At 42.4% G+C, this 22,544-nt stretch carries 13 protein-coding genes; 6 read left to right on the plus strand and 7 right to left on the minus strand.

Going from position 1 to position 22,544, the window contains the following annotated elements; genetic code table 11:
• Window positions 1–242: 242 nt before the first annotated feature.
• Window positions 243–2,888: a type I DNA topoisomerase gene (gene topA / locus IJ00_RS11845; RefSeq protein WP_035153311.1), complete on the minus strand. Its 2,646-nt coding sequence runs from the start codon at window positions 2,886–2,888 to the stop codon at window positions 243–245.
• 438 nt (window positions 2,889–3,326) lie between these two features.
• On the opposite strand from topA, the gene IJ00_RS11850 reads away from it, so the two are divergent.
• Entirely contained in the window at window positions 3,327–3,620 is a 294-nt protein-coding gene (locus IJ00_RS11850) for a hypothetical protein (protein WP_035153314.1), read from the plus strand.
• Between the two features lie 81 nt (window positions 3,621–3,701).
• Here IJ00_RS11850 and IJ00_RS28995 read toward each other — a convergent pair whose 3' ends face one another.
• A complete protein-coding gene (locus IJ00_RS28995) occupies window positions 3,702–5,201 on the minus strand; it encodes a hypothetical protein (protein ID WP_035153316.1) in 1,500 nt (499 codons plus the stop codon).
• A gap of 347 nt (window positions 5,202–5,548) precedes the next feature.
• Here IJ00_RS28995 and IJ00_RS11860 point away from each other — a divergent pair, with 347 nt between their 5' ends.
• Window positions 5,549–7,120: a FecR domain-containing protein gene (locus IJ00_RS11860; RefSeq protein ID WP_035153318.1), complete on the plus strand. Its 1,572-nt coding sequence runs from the start codon at window positions 5,549–5,551 to the stop codon at window positions 7,118–7,120.
• Window positions 7,121–7,304: 184 nt separating this feature from the next.
• On the opposite strand, the gene IJ00_RS11865 is transcribed toward IJ00_RS11860, so the two are convergent.
• The gene (locus IJ00_RS11865; RefSeq protein WP_046814802.1) at window positions 7,305–9,731 is read right to left on the minus strand and encodes a serine/threonine-protein kinase; all 2,427 of its coding nucleotides are present in this window, start codon (window positions 9,729–9,731) and stop codon (window positions 7,305–7,307) included.
• Between the two features lie 1,242 nt (window positions 9,732–10,973).
• Here IJ00_RS11865 and IJ00_RS11870 point away from each other — a divergent pair.
• Entirely contained in the window at window positions 10,974–11,498 is a 525-nt protein-coding gene (locus IJ00_RS11870) for an NYN domain-containing protein (protein ID WP_035153320.1), read from the plus strand.
• A 90-nt stretch (window positions 11,499–11,588) separates the two neighbouring features.
• Window positions 11,589–13,181, plus strand: a complete 1,593-nt coding sequence (locus tag IJ00_RS11875; RefSeq protein WP_035153322.1) for a 2-isopropylmalate synthase — start codon at window positions 11,589–11,591, stop codon at window positions 13,179–13,181.
• Between the two features lie 71 nt (window positions 13,182–13,252).
• Here the strand turns inward: IJ00_RS11875 and IJ00_RS11880 are convergent, their stop codons facing one another.
• From IJ00_RS11880 to IJ00_RS11890, 3 genes are all read right to left on the minus strand, one after another.
• Window positions 13,253–14,494, minus strand: coding sequence for a DUF445 domain-containing protein (locus IJ00_RS11880; RefSeq protein ID WP_035158933.1), 1,242 nt, complete (start codon window positions 14,492–14,494; stop codon window positions 13,253–13,255).
• A gap of 70 nt (window positions 14,495–14,564) precedes the next feature.
• Window positions 14,565–15,257: a bifunctional demethylmenaquinone methyltransferase/2-methoxy-6-polyprenyl-1,4-benzoquinol methylase UbiE gene (gene ubiE / locus IJ00_RS11885; protein ID WP_035153324.1), complete on the minus strand. Its 693-nt coding sequence runs from the start codon at window positions 15,255–15,257 to the stop codon at window positions 14,565–14,567.
• Window positions 15,258–15,543: 286 nt separating this feature from the next.
• Window positions 15,544–16,434: a response regulator gene (locus tag IJ00_RS11890; RefSeq protein WP_238178501.1), complete on the minus strand. Its 891-nt coding sequence runs from the start codon at window positions 16,432–16,434 to the stop codon at window positions 15,544–15,546.
• Window positions 16,435–16,942: 508 nt separating this feature from the next.
• Here IJ00_RS11890 and IJ00_RS11895 point away from each other — a divergent pair.
• Window positions 16,943–18,019 carry a RuBisCO accumulation factor 1 gene (locus tag IJ00_RS11895; protein WP_035153328.1) on the plus strand — a complete coding sequence of 359 codons (1,077 nt, stop codon included), beginning with the start codon at window positions 16,943–16,945 and terminating at the stop codon, window positions 18,017–18,019.
• A gap of 346 nt (window positions 18,020–18,365) precedes the next feature.
• Here the strand turns inward: IJ00_RS11895 and IJ00_RS11900 are convergent, their stop codons facing one another.
• Entirely contained in the window at window positions 18,366–20,129 is a 1,764-nt protein-coding gene (locus tag IJ00_RS11900) for a glycosyltransferase family 39 protein (RefSeq protein ID WP_035153331.1), read from the minus strand.
• Between the two features lie 49 nt (window positions 20,130–20,178).
• Here IJ00_RS11900 and IJ00_RS11905 point away from each other — a divergent pair, with 49 nt between their 5' ends.
• Window positions 20,179–22,446: an ATP-dependent helicase gene (locus tag IJ00_RS11905; RefSeq protein WP_035153333.1), complete on the plus strand. Its 2,268-nt coding sequence runs from the start codon at window positions 20,179–20,181 to the stop codon at window positions 22,444–22,446.
• Window positions 22,447–22,544: the final 98 nt, after the last annotated feature.

Genomic DNA, 22,544 nt, shown 5'->3' on the forward strand with positions numbered 1-22,544 from the left:
CCTGGCTGCACTAAAGCCATAAGTGATACTAATTTATACCATTGGCTTTTGGGTTAATGCGGACTTTAGAGTTGGATATTGTTTTCTCCCTTACTTTTTAGAGTATCACATTCACAACTGATGGGAATGGGTAATTGATAGTGGACAGAAATACAAGCAAAGATTTATCCATAATTCATAGACTTACCCGAAAATAGGTCTCAACCTCTGAGGACTCATTTCCGGGGAAATCGGACTGGGAATTATTTTTTCTTCGTTGCTGCGCTAGAAGACTTACTAGAGGATTTAGTCGAGGATTTCTTGCGACTAGATTTAGCTGTAGCAGTTTTTGCTGCTAATAACTCCAAAGCTGTGCTGAGGGTGATATCTTCTGGGGACTTACCCTCCGGGAGACTCACATTCACCTTCCCGTGCTTAATATAGGGTCCATAGGGACCATCATAGATATTCACGGGTTCGCTATCTTCCGGGTGGGAACCTAACTCCTTCAATGCAGCTTTTGATTTGCTAGTGCTACCGCGACCTTTTTTCGGTTCTGCGAGTAATTCTAGGGCTCTTTCCAAAGAAATTGTTAAGACATTATCCGCAGCTTTGAGAGAACGATAATCCTTACCTTCCTTACCTTGATCGTGGACAACATAGGGACCAAAGCGCCCCAGATTTGCCTGAATTTTTGCTCCGGTTCCTGGATGGACACCCAAATTACGTGGTAGAGCTAAAAGACCAACTGCGGTATCAAGGGTGACAGTTTCCGGTGTCACACCCTTCGGTAGGGATGCTTGCTTGGGTTTAGGATTTTCCTCAGTTTTGTCACCGAGTTGCACATAGGGACCGTAGGGACCGATTAAGACATAAATTGGTTCTCCAGTTTCTGGATGTCTTCCCAGTTGTTCAGGACCGCTAGTTTTTTGCCGGAGTAAAGTTTCTACCTTTTTGGGGTCTAGATCTGCGGGTGTTAAATCCTTGGGAATGGAAGCAGTTACAACTCCTTCGCCATTGTCCTTCTCAATGTAAGCACCGTATTTGCCGATACGGACTTTCGCATCCAGATTTTCCAGTTCTACAGTCCGTGCTTTATTGGCGTCGATGAGGTCTTCTCGTTCTTTGACGAGGGTTTCCAAACCTTGCTCTCCCAGGTAAAAACGGCGTAAATAGGGTAACCAAGCTGCTTCTCCCGTGGCGATATCATCGAGGGTTTGTTCCATTTTGGAAGTAAAACCGGGGTTGACAATATCGGGAAAATGTGATTCCAGTAAGTCGGTGACAGCAAAGGCTGTAAAGGTGGGAATTAGGGCATTGCTGACTAATTGGGCGTAACCCTTGTCGATAATTGTGCCAATGATGCTGGCGTAGGTACTGGGGCGACCGATGCCTTCACTTTCCAGGGTTTTTACCAGGGTAGCTTCCGTATATCGAGCGGGGGGTTGGGTTTCGTGTTTGACCGTTTCTAAATCAGTACAGTTGGGGCGATCGCCGACTTTCAAAGGAGGCAAAATCACTTCCTGGTCTTCCAGAGCGGCTTCGGGGTCATCAGAACCCTCTACGTAGGCGCGCAGATAACCAGGAAAATCGATACGTTTACCACTAGAACGGAAACCAGCGTCCTCAACTTGTAGAAGTACGGTAATTTGGGTTTGGCGAGAATCAGCCATTTGACAGGCAACAGTCCGCTTCCAAATCAAATCATAAACTTGGAATTCCCGACCGCTTAAACCTGTTTCCTGGGGTGTACGGAAACTGCTGCCAGCTGGACGAATTGCTTCGTGAGCTTCCTGAGCGCCCTTAGATTTAGTGGTGTACTGTCGAGGTTGGGGGCTGAGATATTCCTTGCCATAGAGCTTTTCCACACAGTCCCGCGAAGCCGCGATCGCCTGGTCAGATAAATGCACCGAGTCTGTACGCATGTAGGTGATGTACCCCTGCTCATAAAGATTTTGAGCAATGCGCATCGTATCCCGTGCAGATAAGCGTAATTTCCGGTTAGATTCCTGTTGCAGGGTAGAAGTCGTAAAGGGTGGTGCTGGCTTACGAGTCACAGGACGTTCTTCAATGTCCGTCACCGTCCAGGGTTTATCAGTGAGCCTTTCCTTGAGAGCTTCTGCCTGTTCTGCGTTCAGTAAGACTAATTGGGCAAGGCGATCAGGGGCAATTTGTCCTGTTCCTGGGTCAAAATCGCTGCCACTGACTAATTTTTTCCCCGCCAAAGTTACTAACACAGAGGTAAAAAACTGTGGAGATTGGCTTGTGGCGATCGCTGGGGTTAAAGTAGCCTTCAAATCCCAAAAAGTCCCCTGTTTAAAGGCGCGACGTTGTTTTTCACGATTAACTAACAAACGCACTGAAACCGATTGTACCCGTCCGGCAGACAACCCCCAAGCAATTTTTTTCCACAATAGGGGTGACAAGGTATAACCTACCAGTCGGTCGAGAATTCGCCGCGTTTCCTGGGCACGAACTAACTTTTCATCAATATCACGACAATTTTTTAAGGCTTTTTTAATTGCGTCTTGGGTGATTTCATGGAATACCATCCGCTTTGTCGGTACCTTGGGCTTGAGCAGCTGGTATAAATGCCAACTGATGCTTTCCCCTTCCCGGTCTTCATCCGTTGCCAGGATAAGTTCTGAAGCCTCTTTCAGAGCATCTTTGAGCTGGGTGACAACTTTTTTCTTATCCTTAGGAACGATATACAAGGGTTCAAAGTCGGCTTCTACATTTACCCCTAACTGCGCCCATTTTTCTCCCTTGACTGCGGTAGGAATGTCACTAGCCGACTGGGGTAGGTCACGGACATGACCCATAGAAGCTTCTACCCGATAGCCTGATGGTAAATAATTGCGAATGGTGCGAGCTTTGGTCGGAGATTCGACGATGACAAGAGTTGACATGGAAATTTCAAAAAAAGAGTAGCTGCAAAGCTAATACAGTCAATCAATTGGGAACTGGAGATGTGGGATTCTTTATCATGTAGCACTTTCTTTAACTGGGTGGTGATCTCAGAACCCACTTGAGGACAGGGGTAATTTTCATTGGGGAGTTATGCATTTTTCTATATCCTTAATATCTTGTGACTTTTGAGCAGTTATTTCCATCTTTAACTTATCTCAAGCATAATTGGCGACTGTACCTGGCAAAATGTCCTCCAAAGTAGGCGTAGACGAGAAAAGAGTATCTATGACTTTACCAGAGACTCTTTATCTTGAATTTTGAATTCCCAACCTCCTAATTTATGTTTCTCCCTGCCTGCATTGTGCCAAAATTGAATCAAATCTGAGAATGTTTATGAATTTGGCTAATTATCAATACCTAACCTAGGAGATATAGTGATGCAAGCGATTCGTCAAGGGGATGTGATACTACTACCTACCCAGGAGATTCAAGGACAGAAGCTATCGCATTTAGTTTTAGCTGAGGGTGAGGTGACTGGACACAAACATCGGATTGCTGAGGGACAAGCTGAATTATACGCAAAAGCTGGTTCTCTTTATCTACGGGTCTTGTCTGAGACTGCTGTGTTAATTCATGAAGAACACGCAGCTATTCCTATTCCCCATGGTACTTGGCAAGTGCAAATTCAAAGGGAATATCAACCGGAAGGTTGGCGTTACGTCAAAGATTGAAGGATGCAGAACAGGGGATAGGTAGTGGAAACATAGGCGCAAATACTCCCCCGTTTCTGTCATCCTCTCTGAACCTTAGTTTCAAAATTGCCCTATTTCCATGTTGTAGTTGATGCTAAAGAACCAGCCATCAAAACTGATTTGAGGGTCTGTAGAGTCGCCAACACTAACTCCAGCTTGTAAATAAATACTGCTATAGTCCGACAAACCATAACTTAAATGCCCGTAAAAACGGTGGTATTGGTCTTCTCTTTCTCGTTGCGTAAAATCTGATAAACCAAATTGATAATCTACACCTACTTGTAAGGATTGTTGTAAATAGTAGCTGAGGGATACCCACAGAGAATGAATCGCACGGTTACGCTTTTCTGGGGGGTTGGTGAGACTCCAGCGAAACTCATAGAAACTATCTAACATCAGTCTCTCACTCAAGGGGTCCCGTCTACCTAGGGAGACTCGCCAGGAATTTTCATTTAAAAAGCGATCGCCAGCATTAAAAAATTTCCCATCCTTGGCATAAAATAATTGTTGGTTGCTCCAGCCTAATTCTCCGTACATTCGCGGAGTCAATTGGTGATATAAACTGACATTGAATCTCACCTGATGATAATTAAACTTGGATTGGTCGAGGTAATTAATGATATTCCCATCCACTGAACCACTCAAATAAGTTTTAGAACTCAGGGCAATGGGTACCGAACCAAAAGATAGCCCATAGTAATACAAACCATCGGTGAGTGGGAATTTTTTATCGGAAAAAATATTACTAGTTTGAAAGTAACCACTACGAGCTTGTAAATAACCTACAGGCTTAAATTGTCGTCTGGGTGTAATTATTGGTGGTGGTTGGGGTTCTTCCAGAGTTGGTGGAACTTCCCTCAGTACCAAAGTACCCAGTTCTTCTTGTTCGGTGACGGTTTCCTCTGTTGGCTTTTTCTTCTTCTGTAAAGCTTGCCTTAATTTTTCTATTCTCTGAATTCTTTCATCTGTTGGCTGCTCTAATTTCTTTTGGATGGTATCTGAAGGAGTTGCAGGTAAGTCATTTGGTTGACTATTGAGAGATGGAGGTTCATTGGGGGGTGGAGGAGGGTTTTGTGGAGGAGGGTTTTGTGGAGGGGGATTTTGTGCAGGAGGATTCTGGGGAGGAGGATTTTGTGGAGGAGGATTCTGTGGGGGTGCTTGGGAAATTATACTGGATTGAAAATCTGTCTCATTCTCAGAGTTTTGCCAAAAAATAACCTTTCGTACGGACTCTTTGGATGTATCAGTAGTTACAGCTAGATGATTGCAGGAGAATTGTGAAAAACTCTTAAAGTTTTTTTGAGGAATCTGAAATGCAGCTAACTGTTGTTGCTGTAGAGGTTGGATGGTAGGGAATACTGTTTTTTGCGGGTTATTATACCCATTAGTATTGGAAGAGACACAGGAAGATGCTATCTTGGAAGTGAGTTCATCAGGGATATTTCGGATACTAGTATTAGCAGCCCACGATGCATCTGCTTCCGCATAACACCAGCTTGCACTACTGAAAAATAACAGAATCCAGTTGAATAATGATTTGTTTCTAACTTGGGGTTGCATATAATTTCGGTTCTGGCAAACTGAAAACCAATGATTTTTGACAATTTTGATTCAGAATGTATGGATTTATTGGTATTTTGATGCACCACCGATGACCCACAAATGCTGGCTACTAGGGAAAATACTGATAAGTGCAGGAACTCTGCGGAAATTGAGTCAGGAATTAGGAATACAAAGAAAGCAAATCCATACTGTCGGCAGTATGTTTACCTATCTTACTTATTTAAGCTTTTGTAAAGGTATCGTAATTTTACTTAAAAAAAATTGCTATAACTAAGTTGACTTTGCAAAACTCAGAAAAACTATTTGGTTTCAGGACGTAGTGAAATTACTTAAGGTCGCCACTTATGCTTCGTAAATCTTTGCCATTGACTGTAATTGTTTTGTGGGGAGTGATAGTTACACCTGTTACACAACAGGCAAATGCTGCGACTCCTTTAACAAAGGCGGTAGTTCAGAGTATTCGGAATATCGTACAGTTAATGCCGAAGAACTTACGCCCCCGACCAGCACGTAAGGCTGACCCTATGTCACCAGGAGATGGCTTGTCTACTGGACGTTCTTCTTTAGCAGAAATACGTTTTAATGATGGCTCTTTGGCGCGGGTAGGAGAGCAAGCTGTATTTCGGTTTTTACCTAAAACGAGAAATTTTAGGTTATCAAATGGCACAGTATTATTACTAATACCTCCGGGAAGAGGGCAAACAAGGGTAAACACACCGAATGCGGCGGCAGCGATTCGCGGTTCTGCTCTGTTTGTCAGGTATGATGAGGCAGAGGATAGGACAATTATTGGAGCGTTAACTGACAGTGGTATTGAGGTTAGTAATGATGATGCTTCTGTAACTAAAAAGTTGAAGCCTGGGCAGTTAGTGGTGATTGTCAAGGGACAATTTCAGGGTTTGTATGAGTTTGATTTGAGAACTTTTTACGATACTAGCGACTTGGTGAAAGGGTTAGATTTGACGTTGAAGGAAGCACCAAATCCCGATCCGGCGATCGCTAGTGTGCAACAAGAAACTAAAGACGCTGTAATTAAGCAAACTCCTATCACTATCGGTAAAGACACCATACAAAATCCTGGCTTTGTCAAACTGAGTGCTAACAAAACTGGTAATAACAATCAAAAGGTTGTACCGCACAAGGAAGGTACGAATGATTTTGTGGATTCAGGGCAAGTAATTTCCAATACTCCTCAACCACAACCACCAGTAGACAACAAACCTCCGGTAGATAACAAACCACCAGTAGATAACAAGCCTCCAGTAGATAACAAACCTCCGGTGGATAACAAGCCTCCAGTAGATAACAAACCACCAGTAGATAACAAACCACCAGTAGATAACAAGCCGCCAGTAGATAACAAGCCTCCGGTGGATAACAAACCTCCAGTAGGTAACAAGCCTCCGGTGGTAGAAACACCTGGTAAACCTCCGGTAGAGAAACCACCAATAGATAACAAACCTCCAGTAGACAATAAACCCCCAATAGACAACAAGCCTCCGGTAGATAACAAACCTCCAATAGATAACAAACCTCCAGTAGGTAACAAGCCTCCTGTGGATAACAAGCCTCCGGTGGTAGAAACACCTGGTAAACCTCCGGTAGAGAAACCACCAATAGACAACAAACCACCAATAGACAATAAACCCCCAATAGACAATAAACCCCCAATAGACAACAAGCCTCCAATAGACAACAAGCCTCCGGTAGATAACAAACCCCCAATAGATAACAAGCCTCCGGTAGACAACAAACCCCCAATAGATAACAAACCTCCGGTAGATAACAAACCCCCGGTAGACAACAAGCCTCCGGTGGTAGAAACACCTGGTAAACCACCAATAGAGAAACCTCCGGTAGATAACAAACCTCCGGTAGATAACAAACCACCAGAGAAACCACCTGTTGGTACTTGATTTTGCCAGAGATTGTGGTGCGTAAATTCCCTATTTTCTAAACTGGGGAGTATCGCATCTATCATCCTAGTGGAGTACAGAAAAACCCTATCCCTACGAATGCAGAGGAATTTCTCGCAGAGTACACCTCGATTTCGGGAATGGTTAGAGAGGGGTTTACTTACTTGACTGGAAAATCTATATGTTAAGACTGATTATCTAACCTTTCAGTGGAATCATTCAGGAGGTTGGGTAATTTGGATGTGGGTAAGTCAGATGCAGAAACTTCTTCACCAATTCCCAAGTAAGGAATTGTATCTAATCCCACATCCTCTAAATTCACAACATTAATGAGGGAATTATCAGCCCAGAAATGTTGTTTATTTTCCCGAATGATTAATTGATTTAAGTCTTCTAAAACCTCTGATGCCGTTTGATAGCGCTTTTGAAAATCGTCTAGCACCATTCGACAAAGAATACTGGCTAGTTCTGTACTAACTATAGCCTTATCAAGCCATTGCAACTCACCATCAGTATTTCTGGCTAAATCGTGAGGAGCGATACCCGTAAGTGCGCGGATGGCAATCATTCCAACTGCATAGATATCACTATTATATTGTGGGCGACCAAAGCACTGTTCGCTGGGTGAGTATCCTTTTGTACCAATACCAATTGTCAAGGCTGTTTGTTCGGAAGCATCGAATAATTGGGTTGTAACTTCTTTGACAGCACCAAAATCAATTAAGACTAATTTGCGATCGCCATGGCGGCGGATAATATTACTAGGTTTGATATCTCGGTGAATCACACCATTTTTATGGACAAAAGCTAATATTTGTAATAAATCCCGCAAAATATCGATAACGATACTTTCGTCAACGGGTTTACCAATAGGTAATTCTTGACTGAGAGGATGTCCATCAATGTATTCTTGAATTAAGTAAAATTCTTCTTCTTCAAAAAAAGCTAATAACTGGGGAATTTGGGGATGATTGCCCAACTTTTGGAGGGTTTCAGCTTCGGAGTTAAATAAACGTCGAGCAATGATAATTTGCTCTGCTTTGTGGTTAACTGGTTGCAGTTGCTTAACTACACATTGAGGGTGGTTTGGTAACAGGGTATCTTCCGCGATGTAGGTTTCACTAAATCCTCCTGAACCCAGAACTTTGACGATTTTATAACGTCCGGCGAGGATTTTACCGGAAAGGGCTAATTCCCTCTGTTGTAGTAAGTCTAGTAAATCATCCTGTTGGCTAATAATTTCTTGAACGACAGGAGAGGTTTTATATTTTTGGAAGATAGTAACTAGGTGACGTTTGCGGAAGATTTCGCGGATGATTTCTATACCCAGATAAACAGTACTAATAGTGGCGATCGCGACTATGGGGATAGCAGCAGGAATAATAAATCGCCCAGAGGTAAAACAAATAAAACTGACTCCACCCCATAGCACAGCAGCAACCATCCCATAACTAAATCTACGGATACCTGCTTTACCCCTCGCAATTAGTACAGTACAACCACCAACTATGGTAAAAACAAATAAACCCTCCGCCCAAGGATTAGTTATTTTTTGGGAGATACTTCTACCCTGCATCAAAGTGGCGATCGCCTGGGCATGAATTTCTACCCCAGCCATTTTTTGGGGGTTTAACCAGCTAGGAGAAACAGCCACTCCATGAAAATCATTGCTGAGCTGTGCTGTGGCGCCAATCAAAACTATCTTGTCTTTAAATACCTGCCCTGACTGCAAATAATGTTTCCAGTTGGTGGGATCTAAAACATACCAAAAGGGAATAGTCTCAAAAGTTCCCGCACCTCCCCAAAAATACAGGCGATCGCCCAGAGGTTTGGGATAATTCACCCCAGATGCTCGTAAAGTCGCCTCCCCTAAAGAAGGGATTTTATCTGGTGGTGTAAAGTTGTCATTTTTTGCCAATAATTTGGGAAACACACTGGCGTGTCGGTGGATTTTGCCATCTATCTCTAAGGGAAAATTGACAGAGCCGACTGTGATACCAGTATTGCGAAATAATTCTTGAGGTTGGGTTAACTGCCAAAAACTACCCTGATGGGTTTCAGAGTTTTCATAGATTGCGGCTAGTGTGACTTTTTGGTGATGGCGTTGTAGTACCTCCTGTAAATGGCGATCGTCTTCCACTCCATAACTACTGGGGCGATCAAAAATCACATCCACAGCCACATGGCGCGCTCCACCTTGAATTAATTTCTCAATCACTTCTGCATAGGTTGCCCTAGGGAAAGGAAAGGATTGTAAAGGCTTGAGATAGGAATACTTCTCAGGGTTATCTCGATAGTATTGCCCTGGTACGGTGATCGAATCATTATCAATGGCTAAAATGACAATATTATCCGGTAAGGTAGCCTGTCCTCGCAACTGGAAAAATAGGGAATGTGCCTGTAGCTCCATAAATTCACCGATACCCATATCAGATGCAGCCAATACCGCCGCACCTAGGGCTGTCATCCCTGCCAATATATGGGCAAAATAACCCATTTTGCGGGAAATTTTGGCTCCAGAGGTAGCAGTAGTTTTTGTATGTTTCCCAGTAGCTTTACTGGTCGCAGAAAGGTTTTTTTTAGTTAAGGTATATATAGGCTCTTTTGGCATATCGTAAATTTTCAATAATTTTACCTACAATGCCGAAATATAGTGTTTTCCCATTTTTGGGAGTAGATGCGTCTCAAATTGTTCTGTAATGCCAAATAAAGCAAACTTTTTCCCATACAAGCAAGGTTTCTAGGCTTGTCGATTTTTCTGGGAAATTGTCTTGACATAATATTTTGACAAAATCAGAAAAAGGGTAAAAGTTTATCAGGTTGATGCAACCAGCTTTTTCCTGTAGCTTACAAGATATTTGTTTTATTTGCCCTGAACTTGTATCTTTGACGGTTAGCTATTGACTTCAAAGAGAATAGCAAAGGGATAAACAGTTCCTGTAAACTGTCTTTATAAATTTATCAGCTCAAAATTATAACTAGCTCAATGCTAAATTTATACATTAGTAAATTACACTTATTTATGCGGAAAATTTATTACATATTATTACCTTATAGCACAGAGATGCCGCACAGGATAATCTCTATTTCTGGAAAGAGAGGCAAACAAGGCAAGTGGTATCCTGCGGTTGCTCCTGTGTAATGATACTAATCATTTTTACAGAGAATGTAGTGAAATGGAGTTTGAGGCTAGGTTGTCATCACTAACTTTGCTCGACTATGAGAAATGATAGTATGCGTTCTCCATTTTCATTTAAACCTAAATTCTTTGCCTATTTTAAAGCTAGTTGACGCACTCCCTAGTCAGCCCGGATATTCTCAAGGCAATTTTCTGACATTGCTGGGGAAAGTTTGGGTATGGATGATTTTGCAGGAGATGAAAGTCTGCAAATGTTTTTCCCAGGGAATAAACAGTTGTACTTGTTAGCTTTCCTGAGTCTCAAGTTGCCCTAGGAATTATGAGCTTTACTAATAATTGCGCTTTTTCATTGTATATGTGCAATGCTTGCGTTTTCGGGAGTCATAACCAAGGGTAAATTTTTGTCCTTGACTATTCCATACCGATTTAGGAGTAAACTTGATTATACAGTGAAATATGCTGTTAGAGAAGTAAGTTGATAGATAGATTTTGATCAGAGGAGGAAACAGACCGTATTGCAGGTTAAAAATCAGCGCCCACTTCTAAAATTTCTACACAAAATGTTGCATCTAACCTATCAGGCTTTTAGGGGCTATATACAAACTATCTATGACAATATAATTTATAGATATTAGCGAAATAGTCATTTTATAATTGCTATAATCTATTGTTCAATCTAAATTCTTCTTATCTATATATTAGGCGTAAATTTCTATGGGTTCTCCGATGAATCGTCTGTCTATATTTGTAGACGGAAATAATATGTTCTATGCTCAACAAAAAAATGGCTGGTTTTTTGATCCCAGGCGAGTCTTAGAATATTTTAAATACGAACAGTCAGATACGACTTTAATTAATGCTTTCTGGTACACTGGCTTAAAAGACCCTCAAGACCAGCGCGGTTTTCGAGATGCTCTAATTAGTTTAGGGTATACAGTTAGAACAAAAATTCTCAAAGAATATTATGATGATAATTCAGGACGCTATTCCCAAAAAGCTAATTTAGATATAGAAATTGTCGTTGATATGTTTAATACTGTAGACCAATATGATCGAGTAGTTCTATTTAGTGGTGATGGTGATTTTGAAAGAGCAATTGAACTATTACGGTCGAAAAATACTCATATTACAGTAGTGTCAACCGAAGGAATGATAGCGCGGGAATTGCGTAATGCCACGGATAGATATATTGATTTAAACGATATTAGAGATGTCATAGAAAAAAATGACCCCATGTAATTAAGCAATTATTTATACATTAATTCAATAGAAAAAGATTTAAATTTTTATGTATTTTTAACCACCAGTAAGTAGGAGGAAAAATCACAAATGAGTCAACAATCCGAGAGAATAATTATTTTTGACACAACCCTCCGGGATGGGGAACAATGTCCTGGAGCGACTTTGAACATTGAGGAGAAATTGGCGATCGCCAAGCAATTAGCCCGTTTAGGTGTAGATATCATTGAAGCGGGTTTTGCCTTTGCTAGTCCAGGGGATTTTGAGGCAGTCAGCAAAATTGCTCAACAGGTGGGTACGGAAAACGGACCAGTGATTTGTTCCCTAGCTAGGGCAAGAAAGGAAGATATTAAAGCGGCGGCAGAGTCAATCAAACCCGCAGTTAAGGGGAGAATTCATACTTTTATTGCCACCTCCGATATTCACCTGAAATACAAATTGAAAAAGAGTCGAGAGGAAGTGGTAGCGATCGCCGAGGAAATGGTGGCATACGCGAAAAGCTTCACCGACGATGTGGAATTTTCCCCCGAAGATGCGGGACGTTCCGACCCGGAATTTTTGTACACAGTCCTAGAAAGGGCGATCGCAGCTGGAGCAACCACGGTCAATATTCCCGATACCGTCGGCTACACCACCCCCAGCGAATTTGGAGCAATTATTAAAGGTATTAAGGAAAACGTCCCCAACATCGACCAGGCAATTATTTCCGTCCATGGACATAACGACCTAGGTTTAGCCGTTGCCAACTTCCTCGAAGCCGTGAAAAATGGTGCCAGACAGTTAGAGTGCACCATCAATGGTATCGGTGAACGAGCCGGAAATGCAGCCCTAGAAGAATTGGTTATGGGATTACACGTCCGTCGGCAATACTTCAACCCCTTCCTCGGCAGAGCAGTGGAATCAGAAGCACCCCTGACCAACATCGACACCAAGCAAATCTACAAAACCTCCCGTTTGGTATCCAACCTCACAGGAATGCTGGTACAACCGAATAAAGCGATTGTGGGAGCCAATGCTTTTGCCCACGAATCTGGTATCCACCAAGATGGAGTTTTGAAAAATAAACTCACCTACGAAATTATGGATGCCCAACTCATCGGTTTGAACGATAATCAAATTGTCTTGGGCAAACATTCTGGACGTAATGCTTTCCGTACCCGTCTGCGGGAATTAGGCTACGAACTCTCAGAAACCGAACTCAATAAAGCCTTCGTCCGCTTCAAGGAAGTTGCTGACAAAAAGAAAGAAATTAGCGATTGGGATTTAGAGGCGATCGTCAACGATGAAATCCAGCAAGCACCCGATCTATTCAAACTGGAATTAGTGCAAGTTTCCTGTGGTAGTAATGCCAAACCTACTGCCACCGTTACCCTACGCAATCCCCAGGGAGAAGAATTAATGGATGCTGCCATCGGTACTGGACCAGTAGATGCTGTCTACAAGGCAATTAACAGAGTTGTAGACATCCCGAATCAATTAATTGAATTCTCGGTACAATCGGTAACTGCTGGTATTGATGCAATTGGGGAAGTTACTATTCGTCTCAAATACGAAGACCGCGTATTTTCAGGACGTTCTGCCAACACAGATATCATCGTTGCTTCTGCCCAGGCATACGTAAATGCACTAAATAGATTGTACGCAGCAATACAAGTGTCTAGTAAGCAGCAAGTAACAGCTTAGCTTGAAGATTTCCAGGGATAAGGTGAAAATCTTGTCCCTGTGTGCTGTCTTTTCCTGAGAGCTTTGATATTTTACTGCCGACTGAAATATAAAAATCCGACTTGTAATAAACCCACAACAAAACCGAGAATTCCTCCCAGGGTGACGATCGCCTGTAATTCATTTTTGACGATTCCCTCAATCGCAGCTTCCAAATCCGCAGGAGAAGTAGATTTCACTCGGTCAACAATCACCTGATCAATATTCAAAATCGGGATAGTTTGGGCGACAATTTTTTCTAAATCCCGTTCCAAATATCTTTCTAAAATCAAAGCTAGCTCCGTACTCACCACTTCCAGGGATGCGGTAACTATGGGAGAGGTGCTCAGACGATTCACAAGCAGGATAGCAATATTTTCCCAATCTACAGAATCACTGAGTCCCTGGAGTAAATCACTACCCTTCGCTTGTAAGTAATGGCGAACACTTTCGCGGGTAGTTTTGCGGAGTTGGCGAACTGTGCTGATGGGGAGGTTTTGCAGGGAGATACTTTGGAGAAATTGCCTGAGGCGATCGCTCATACGTAAATCTTGAATTAACTCGCCAATTCGAGAGTTACTAATTTCCTTCTCATCCAAGCAATAAGTTCGTAAACGGGCAAGGGTATTACGTAAACCAAACAAATTTGCCACAACCCAGTAAGTACCGCTAGTTTTTTCGCGGAAGGTTTCATCAATAGTTTGGATAGTGCGATCGCTCAAAAAGTCAATAATTGCCAGACGAATCACATCCGGTGGCAGCACTACTTCAATAAACCAATCAGCCAGACGAGTTGCCTGTTCTTCGTTCAGTTGAAACTCTAATAATACCTGGTCAAAAATTTGGTTAATTTGGACTTCTAAAAAATCTTCCTGTCGTGCCAATACCTTCAGCAGACGAGGTAAAGACTCACCCAGTAAATCCCGCAAAATCCCAGCAATAATTTTTGCCGTTTTCTGTTCCCGATCCGATTTTATCTGGTCAAGAGCCATCTGCAACAGCCAGAGAATCGCCCCTTGTACCCGTTCAGTTTCTAGAAGTCTCCTAGCCAGGTTTTGTAATTCCTCTGGTGTCAGCAAAGAACCCATAATCGTATCAGAGATATTCTTTGCCAGACGTTCTTGATTTGCAGGAATCAAACCAGGAGTAAAGGGAATTCGTCGTCCACCGATGTAGAGAGCGCGGTAAGGACGAAACAGCATCTTGATGGCTATATCATTAGTGAAATAGCCAATAACACCACCCAAAATTGGGGGAGAAACATAAAGCCACAGATGAGACCAATCCACATTCATTGAGTCATTAGTCATTAGTTATCAGTCATCAGTCATTAGCTAATCACCCATAACTAATAACTAATAACTATTAAGCCTTTGTAAGTACCAGCACTCCCATCATACCGTTCGCAATGGGGTAGTGTGTGGCTTGGGCAAAACCAATTTCTTGGGCAATTTGCACTTGCTCACCCCCACTAGGGAAACGGTCTAAACTGGGGGAAATATAAGCGTATTCTGCCTTTAAACCCATTTGCTCGGCAATCGGTACTACCAATTTATCTAAATACCATTGTTGAAAGGTACTAGCTAAAGGGTTGTTGGGACGATGAAAATCTAGAATAGCGGCTTTTGCTCCTGGTTTCAGTACTCTATACAACTCTTGTAAACTTCGGGGGATATTGGTGACGTTGCGTAAACCATAACCCATGGTTGCTCCATCGAAATAATTATCCTCAAAGGGTAAATCTAAAACGTCTCCTTCTACCCAAGTAATGGGAGATAAACCAGACATTTGCCGACTTCGTTCCCTAGCCACTGCTAGGAGTTGGCAGGAAAAATCAACACCATAGACATGACCTTGTTTACCTGCCCGACGAGCTAATCTCAGGGTAATGTCACCGCTACCGCAACACAAATCCAGACAAGTATCACCTGGTTGGACATTGCTCCACTTGACTGTCATTTCCTTCCAGACACGATGCATTCCCAAGCTTAACCAATCATTCAATTGGTCATAAACAGGGGCAATGCGGTCAAAGATATCACGAATTTCCTGAGTCATCGGTCAATAGTCAATAGTCCACAGTTCCATGGTCAGGAGTCATGGGAAATTAGTCAATAACGGGGAACCAGAAATTTTAGGAATTTTATTTCTATGAGCTCTGGGAAAACCTGCTGCAATTAATTCTTTTTGCTGCTGATGCACTGAATATTTTCATAGCTGGTGCTTCAAAATTACTCATTTCTGAGTGATGAATACTACCCATTCACCACCGAGAAAATGCAGAAAATCTTCTTCTCTAGCCTATCTTGTGATGGATTTGTTGACTACTGACCTTTGAGCTTGACTAGAGACTATGACAAATCACTCCCAATAACTGAGCTGATAGATGCATCAGTTTAAGTTCATCTTCTCGTAAGGTATGGGGTTTATGCCACTGCAAAGAGATAACGGCTAAAACTTTACCTAAATAAGTTACAGGAATAATTACATGAGCTTCCACACCGTTCTCAGGGTAGTAGGTTGCCTGTGTCAGCCTTGCATCCTTAGGTATATTCAAAGAAAGCTGTAATTCCTGGGTGGCGATCGCCTCACTGGTGAGAAAATCTTGATTTAACCAGTTGACAATTTGACCACTTGTACCGTAAGAAGCTTGCTGTTCTGCCAAAGAATTACCTGTAACTAACTGCAAGATACAGCCATTAGCGGTAAAACTTTCACCAAAGCTGGTAGCCAAACTTTGGAGAGTCTTATCCACACTACCTGCTTGTTGGGCAACTTGCACTAAAGATGATACCAACGCCATTTGAGCATTGGCACGTCTTAATTCTTCGGTACGTTGATTCAGTAAATCATAGGTTTCTGCGGCTCGCTGCACAACTGCTTTGAGTTCGCCAGGGTCCCAGGGCTTGGTAATATACTTATAAACCTGACCAGCATTGATTGCCTCAACCAAATCTTCAATATCTGTAAATCCCGTGAGGATTATTCTCACAGTATTTGGGAACTGGGGTACAGTCTTACTGAGAAACTCCGTCCCTTTCATTTCTGGCATCCGTTGGTCGGAGATAATTACCGCTACTTCCCCTTCATCAGCCAAAACTTGTAGAGCACTAATACCACTATCGGCTTTCAATACCTGGAAATCTCTACGAAAAGTTCGATATAGAAGGTCAAGATTATCCGGTTCATCATCCACTACCAGAATTTTTTGCTTTTTTGGCTTCTCTATGGTCATTAATTGATACCTGATTTTATCAAATGCAGATTCAGCATTATCCAGACGATAATGCCTTAAATGTTATTCTTATTGTTATATTCCATACCAGGCATAATTGAAAATATCCCTAAAAATCTATACTAACATTGATGTATTTTAAGATTATTTTAGGATTTGCTTAACCTGAATAAAACTCATGCGTCCTAAGTATTAGCACGCATTTAATTATATATTTAGTATTTTTACATACTATATTTAAATGCTGTGCATAAGGAAAGTAGAAGTAAAAAATCAAGTATGTATGTGACAAGAATTACTAAAGTTGAGACTGGAAGCTTTTATTTGCCCGGACTGGGGATGTTGTGTCAAAGCAACACGATTTCCTATAAGCTTTTAGATACAAGCTTGAGATGAGTTTGAACCTGGTGTCTTAGGGCAGTCAGGAAAGCAAAAATCTCCTTGTCTGTGATTGCTGGGTTATTCTTCCTTCCCTAACTGGCGTACTTCCTCAATAATTTCAACTACTATGACTGACTTACCACTGAACCCAGAGAATTCCTACGCGGAAATGGCAGAGGAGTTACTACGAAAATTGCGGCAAAAGCAAGGTAATTGGGTAGAGTGGGGACAGGCTTGTAGTTACTTACAAAAAGCCGGTTACAATCCCCAAGCAATTTTTGAATCTACAGGGTTTGAGCCAATTCAGCAGAACCAGGTAATTGTTGGCTCTCAGGTTTATCATTCCATCGAAAAAGCTGGAGCTTCGGAAGCTGTGCGATCGCACTATTCCCAAAGAGGTAGTGATATTCTCTATGAATTACGCTTACTCACCCAGGAAGAACGAGCCGCAGCCGCAGAGTTAACCTTTACCCACAAGCTTGATTGTGATGAAGCGCGGGAAATTGCCAGAGCAATTAAAGATTTTTCCCGATTCCGTAACCCCCCAGAGGGTTTTTCTCGCCACCCAGGGGATGCTGTCGCCTACCAATCTTGGAAACTAGCTCGACAAAATTCTGATTTACAAGTGCGATCGCGGCTGATTGCCAAGGGCTTAAAATTTGCTCACACCCCTACAGCCAGAAAGCAAATTGAACAATTACTCACAGATTTCACCGTTGAATCCCAAAAACCAGCCCCGACTATTCCTTTTTATCGCCTAGAGTCTGTCTCGGAATTACCGCGAATTCTTCCCGTTGTCGGAGAAATGCCACTACAAACCTCAGACTTGCAAGCAGTTCCCTTGGTGGAGGAAATGGGGGCTTTCCGCATAGTCAAGTTTGCAGGAGAGCAGGCTTGGGTTCCTCTCCCTGGCTGGCAGGTTGTTCTGGCTGCCCAAGACCCAGTAGTGATTATTTCTAGTAGCGATCGCCTACCCAACCCTAACTACTTACCTACAGAGTCCATCCTAGTCCTGTGCGATCGCGCTCAACGAGAATGGGATGCTGACAGTTATTTCGTTGTTGACCAAGGCGGAGAACTTGACTTTCAATGGTTTGACAGCCCCCCAGAAATCAAAATTCTCGGACGTATTGTTGTTGCTATCCGTCCCAAGAAAATTCTTGATGAAGAATTCAGTAAAGATTCTTGGCAGTATGAAGAGTAAATAACTAAATAGTCACTACAAAGTCAAATTAGAAAATTTGCTTCTGCTTAGATAAGTATCTAAGTAGAAGCAAAACTCCCGATTGATTTAAGTAAATTCAATTTTGGGTCAATACAAGACTAAAATTATAATCATATGCTTAATCTTCCCAGAATGTAGCAAAAAAATCAAGCTCTCAAACCTCAGAAAATCGTTAATTAGTTGACAAGAAATTCCATTAAAATTATTAAGCCTGCAATAAAAGCCCTATTTCTAAATTTAAATTACAAATTTCGCTCTCTAATTTTAAGAAATGTAACTTCAGTACTGAATCAAAAGTCGTATATACAACCAAGAAATGTGCAAATTACTTAATCATGGTTGCACAACGATAAAGTTGGTAAGGAATACCGATGCGATAATGTTGCTGAATATCAATAGAGCAAGAAGTTTTTGTATCTATAAGTAATTGTGGTGGATATTCTCTACGTCTTCGACCAGGGGCAAATATCCACAGATTGAGGCGTTGGGAAGAGTTGAACGGGAGAATTTTCAACTTATGGGCAAAGGTTTGCCAATCTGGCTGTTGGGGTAGAAAGATGGAATTATTTGTAGTCAAAGTTGGTTGATGTTGTTGTAATGCTAGGGCGAAGCTCAGACCCAGGGCAATATCTTGCTCATTGGAGTAAACCATAACCATTGTTAGAGGTATTGCTATTTCTTGGGTTAAATTCCTGGCAACTTGCTCCGGATAAAAGGGTTTATGAAAGACAAGATTATTAGTAACGAATAGACTACTAATTAATCCCAGACAGACGAAAATAAATGGATGTTGAAAAGAGATAAAAGTAATGTCAGCTTGACGGAATAATGGGGTTGCGAAAATTGGGAGGTTGGCAAAAAATGATGATTTGGGATATTTTTTTTGTAAATCCTGAGGTGATTTGACTTGGGTATGCAAGCAAGCACCAAGGAGAGCGCAAAAATAGGGATAATAGATAAAGTTATAACGCAAGATAGAAGTAATATCTTTACCTCGGAAGTAGCTCAGGGCAAAAAGTTGCAGCAAAACGCAACATATACAACTGCTAAGGGTGACTAGAAAAATTTGTTTAACTGGTTGTTGCCAGAGTTTGACATAACCCATTTTTCCACGAATTCCCATTGCCACTACCGTCAATAACACCACAACAGTAGAACAAATAGTTACTGCTAAATGCTGATTTTCTACAGGAAAAGCAATCACCATGAGTACCCATCCTAGGAGGGTATTATAAAAAGGAGAAAGCAGATTTGGCGCTCCTATCCATTGAGTTTCTGCTCGGTAGGAATGTTGCCACATGATAAATAACCAAGGCAAGAAGCTCAAGCAGGTAATTAAGCTAGAGGCAAATAAATAAAAATAGCTGTGATATAGATTTTCCAGTTGCTTCCTGTGCCACCAGAGGCATAATAATATAGTTGTAATTTCGGCAATTACAGCTAACAGACAAAAATAGTGGACATAGAGACTGATGGCGTTAATTGTTGACCAGACTATCCAAATTCCTAAGCGATGACGATGGGCTTGAAAAATATCGGTTTGAATTTGAATTAACCCCCATAAAGATAGGGAGATTAGTAACATAGGTAGGGTATAGTGTCTGGCTTCCTGGGAAAGATAAACAGCGAAGGGAGAGACAGCCATGAGTAAAGCAGCCATCAATCCAGAGCCACGGGAAAAGGCAAGACGATTGACAAAGTAAATGACGAAAACTCCAGCCACACCAAACAGTACAGACAGCGATCGCAGTTGGATTACCCAAGTCAAAGATTGCCACCAACCTAACCATCCATACAATAAACAGAAGAATAAGGGAGGATGGGTAGAATATTGGGCAAGGTTAGCAGCAATTTGTGGACAGCTTACCCCCCGTTGCCAAGTAAAAAGATTGGGTATTTCCTGGATGGGTAATACTGTTTCCCTGGGGATATTTTCATAGTTTTGACCAGAGGCAAACAGTGCTGTGATAATTTCATCAAGCCACAGGGGTTTTAAATCTAAATTATGCCAACGTAGGAGAAAGGCAAGTAAAAGAATAGCCCCTAGAGTAAAATAGTGGTAATTATCTAAAAATCGCTGATTTTTCATAATTATATTTTGCACCTATTGGTATTCTGGGGGTTAATGTAAGTATTCCATGGAAGTAGTTTCACCCAGTCAATCCCTCAGAGAAACGGTTATTGCCAACATCCGCAACGGTTTGCGTCCGGGACAGCAAGCGATGGCAGATTGGTACTCTGGTCCTTTGGCAGTATCGGCAGTTCCCGGTGCAGGAAAATCTCAGGGGATGGCAGCAGCAGCAGCGATCGCCATTGCTCGCCAATATGAAAATGCTTCCCGTCGGCAGCTAGTAGTTGTCACCTTCACCCGTTCTGCGGCTGCAAATATCAAAGGCAAAATTCGGGAATACCTCAAAAAATTATCTTTACCGCAAACAGGTTTCACTGTACAAACCTTACACGGTTTAGCCTTAAATATTGCCAGTCGCTATCCCCAACTTTCGGGTTTAGACTTAGAAAACGCCACACTCATTACACCCAATCAAAGCCACAGATTTATTCGTGCTGCTGTAGAAAGCTGGATTGTAGAACATCCTGGAATCTATACACGACTACTGGAAGGAAACCAATTTGATGGAGAGGAAACGGAAAGATTACGCCGTCAATCGGTATTACGTACAGAGGTTTTACCGGATTTAGCAACAACGGTAATTCATGAAGCCAAAAGTTCCGGAATGTCTCCAGAAGAATTACAGCGTTTGAGTCGCAAAGTTGCCGATAACTACGGCATTCTTGCCATTTCTGCGGGTTTATATCAACAGTACGAGAATTTGATGCGAAGTCGTGATTTTATCGATTACGACGATATGATTTTAGCCGCTCTACGAGTCTTAGAAAATCCTAGTGCCCGCGCCAGAGAGCAAAATCAAGTTTTCGCTGTCTTTGAAGACGAAGCTCAAGATTCTAGCCCCCTGCAAACAAAATTACTAGAAATCCTAGCCAGTAACCCAGAAGCAGACGACTCCTCCATCAATATTGTCCGTGTGGGCGATCCTAACCAAGCCATCAATTCCACCTTTACCCCCGCAGATCCCATTTACTTTCGCGAATTTTGTGAACAATGCGCTAACCAAAATCGTCTTGCGACTATGGATCAGGCTGGTAGGAGCAGTAAAATTATTATCGCAGCTGCTAACTTCGGGCTGCAATATATCAACAGCTTGTACCAGAAAAATCACCCCTCCCCAGTTATTACTCCCTTCCGCGAACAATTAATTCGTACCGTCAACCCCGATGATCCCCAACCCAATGCCAACCCCCCAGCAGTGGGTAAAGGTGTAGAAATTCACACGCCCAGCGATACTCATCACACAATTGAATTAATCTCCCAAAGAGTTGTAGAACTCTTCGCCGATGGTGAAAATAATGTCAGTGCAGCCATTCTAGTCCGAGAAAATCGCCAAGGACGGTGGCTAGTAGAATCACTGAGAGGGCTATGTAAAGAGCATAAAATATTACTTTATGATGTTGGAGAACGCGATCGCCATTCCCATGTACCCGCCGAGATTCTTGCCCTCTTACAATTCTGCGATCGCCCCCACTCCACCGACTACCTCAAAGCAGCCCTAGAAGTCCTCGTCCAACGGCAGCTCATCCCCACCCAAGACTTAAACGCGATCGCCACCCTCCCCGAAGAATTCCTGTATCCTAGCCCCCTTACCCCACCCCAGAACGAAGCCGTTCAAACAGCCGCTCGCCTCTGCCGTAGTCTTTTGCGCGCACGCATGGAACTGCCCCTATACCAACTAATTTCCTTCCTTGCCCTTGCCCTAAAATACGACCAAGCCGAACTTGCCACCGCCGATAAACTGTGTGAACGAGTCAACCAGCAAATAGCTGGCAGCGCTTCCCTAGGCAATATGCTGACTGTTCTCAGTGAAATTGTCAGTTCTGAACGCTTTGAGCCTGTAGAAACGGATACCGAAGAACGTTATACAAAAAAAGGGCAACTCACCGTTATTACTATGCATAAAGCCAAGGGGCTAGATTGGGACTACGTATTTATACCGTTTCTGCACGAAAACTTAATACCAGGTAAAATTTGGGTTCCTCCCCAAAGCCAATTCCTGGGAAACTTTACCCTTTCAGAAGTTGCCCGTGCCCAAATTCGGGCTGCTCTCCATGGCAAAGCCGAAATACCCGATATCAGTCAAGCTTGGGAGGAGGCAAAACAGCTGAAAATTGCCGAAGAGTATCGCCTACTCTACGTCGCGATGACAAGAGCAAAACGCCTGTTATGGATATCTGCTGCCCAAAAAGCACCCTTCACCTGGAGTAAACCGGAAAACCTACAATCCCAACCCCCTTGCCCCGTATTTCCGGCTTTAAAAAAGGAATTTGGGTAATTACGGGTAATTTTGATAATTTGTGAAAATCCACCAGAGATTTCGGGCAATGGATAATTAAATTCCTTCGATATCTATTCCTCATTATTCATTACTCA

The sequence above is a fragment of the Calothrix sp. 336/3 genome (assembly GCF_000734895.2).
Taxonomy (GTDB): domain Bacteria; phylum Cyanobacteriota; class Cyanobacteriia; order Cyanobacteriales; family Nostocaceae; genus 336-3.

Excerpts from the sequence above, each read along its gene's own strand:
- IJ00_RS11875 (WP_035153322.1), top strand. The coding sequence starts at position 11,589 with ATGAGTCAACAATCCGAGAGAATAATTATTTTTGACACAACCCTCCGG.
- IJ00_RS11895 (WP_035153328.1), top strand. The coding sequence starts at position 16,943 with ATGACTGACTTACCACTGAACCCAGAGAATTCCTACGCGGAAATGGCA.
- IJ00_RS11850 (WP_035153314.1), top strand. The coding sequence starts at position 3,327 with ATGCAAGCGATTCGTCAAGGGGATGTGATACTACTACCTACCCAGGAG.
- IJ00_RS11900 (WP_035153331.1), bottom strand. The coding sequence starts at position 20,129 with ATGAAAAATCAGCGATTTTTAGATAATTACCACTATTTTACTCTAGGG.
- IJ00_RS11860 (WP_035153318.1), top strand. The coding sequence starts at position 5,549 with ATGCTTCGTAAATCTTTGCCATTGACTGTAATTGTTTTGTGGGGAGTG.
- IJ00_RS11905 (WP_035153333.1), top strand. The coding sequence starts at position 20,179 with ATGGAAGTAGTTTCACCCAGTCAATCCCTCAGAGAAACGGTTATTGCC.
- IJ00_RS11880 (WP_035158933.1), bottom strand. The coding sequence starts at position 14,494 with ATGAATGTGGATTGGTCTCATCTGTGGCTTTATGTTTCTCCCCCAATT.
- topA (WP_035153311.1), bottom strand. The coding sequence starts at position 2,888 with ATGTCAACTCTTGTCATCGTCGAATCTCCGACCAAAGCTCGCACCATT.
- IJ00_RS11870 (WP_035153320.1), top strand. The coding sequence starts at position 10,974 with ATGGGTTCTCCGATGAATCGTCTGTCTATATTTGTAGACGGAAATAAT.
- IJ00_RS11865 (WP_046814802.1), bottom strand. The coding sequence starts at position 9,731 with ATGCCAAAAGAGCCTATATATACCTTAACTAAAAAAAACCTTTCTGCG.
- IJ00_RS28995 (WP_035153316.1), bottom strand. The coding sequence starts at position 5,201 with ATGCAACCCCAAGTTAGAAACAAATCATTATTCAACTGGATTCTGTTA.
- IJ00_RS11890 (WP_238178501.1), bottom strand. The coding sequence starts at position 16,434 with ATGACCATAGAGAAGCCAAAAAAGCAAAAAATTCTGGTAGTGGATGAT.
- ubiE (WP_035153324.1), bottom strand. The coding sequence starts at position 15,257 with ATGACTCAGGAAATTCGTGATATCTTTGACCGCATTGCCCCTGTTTAT.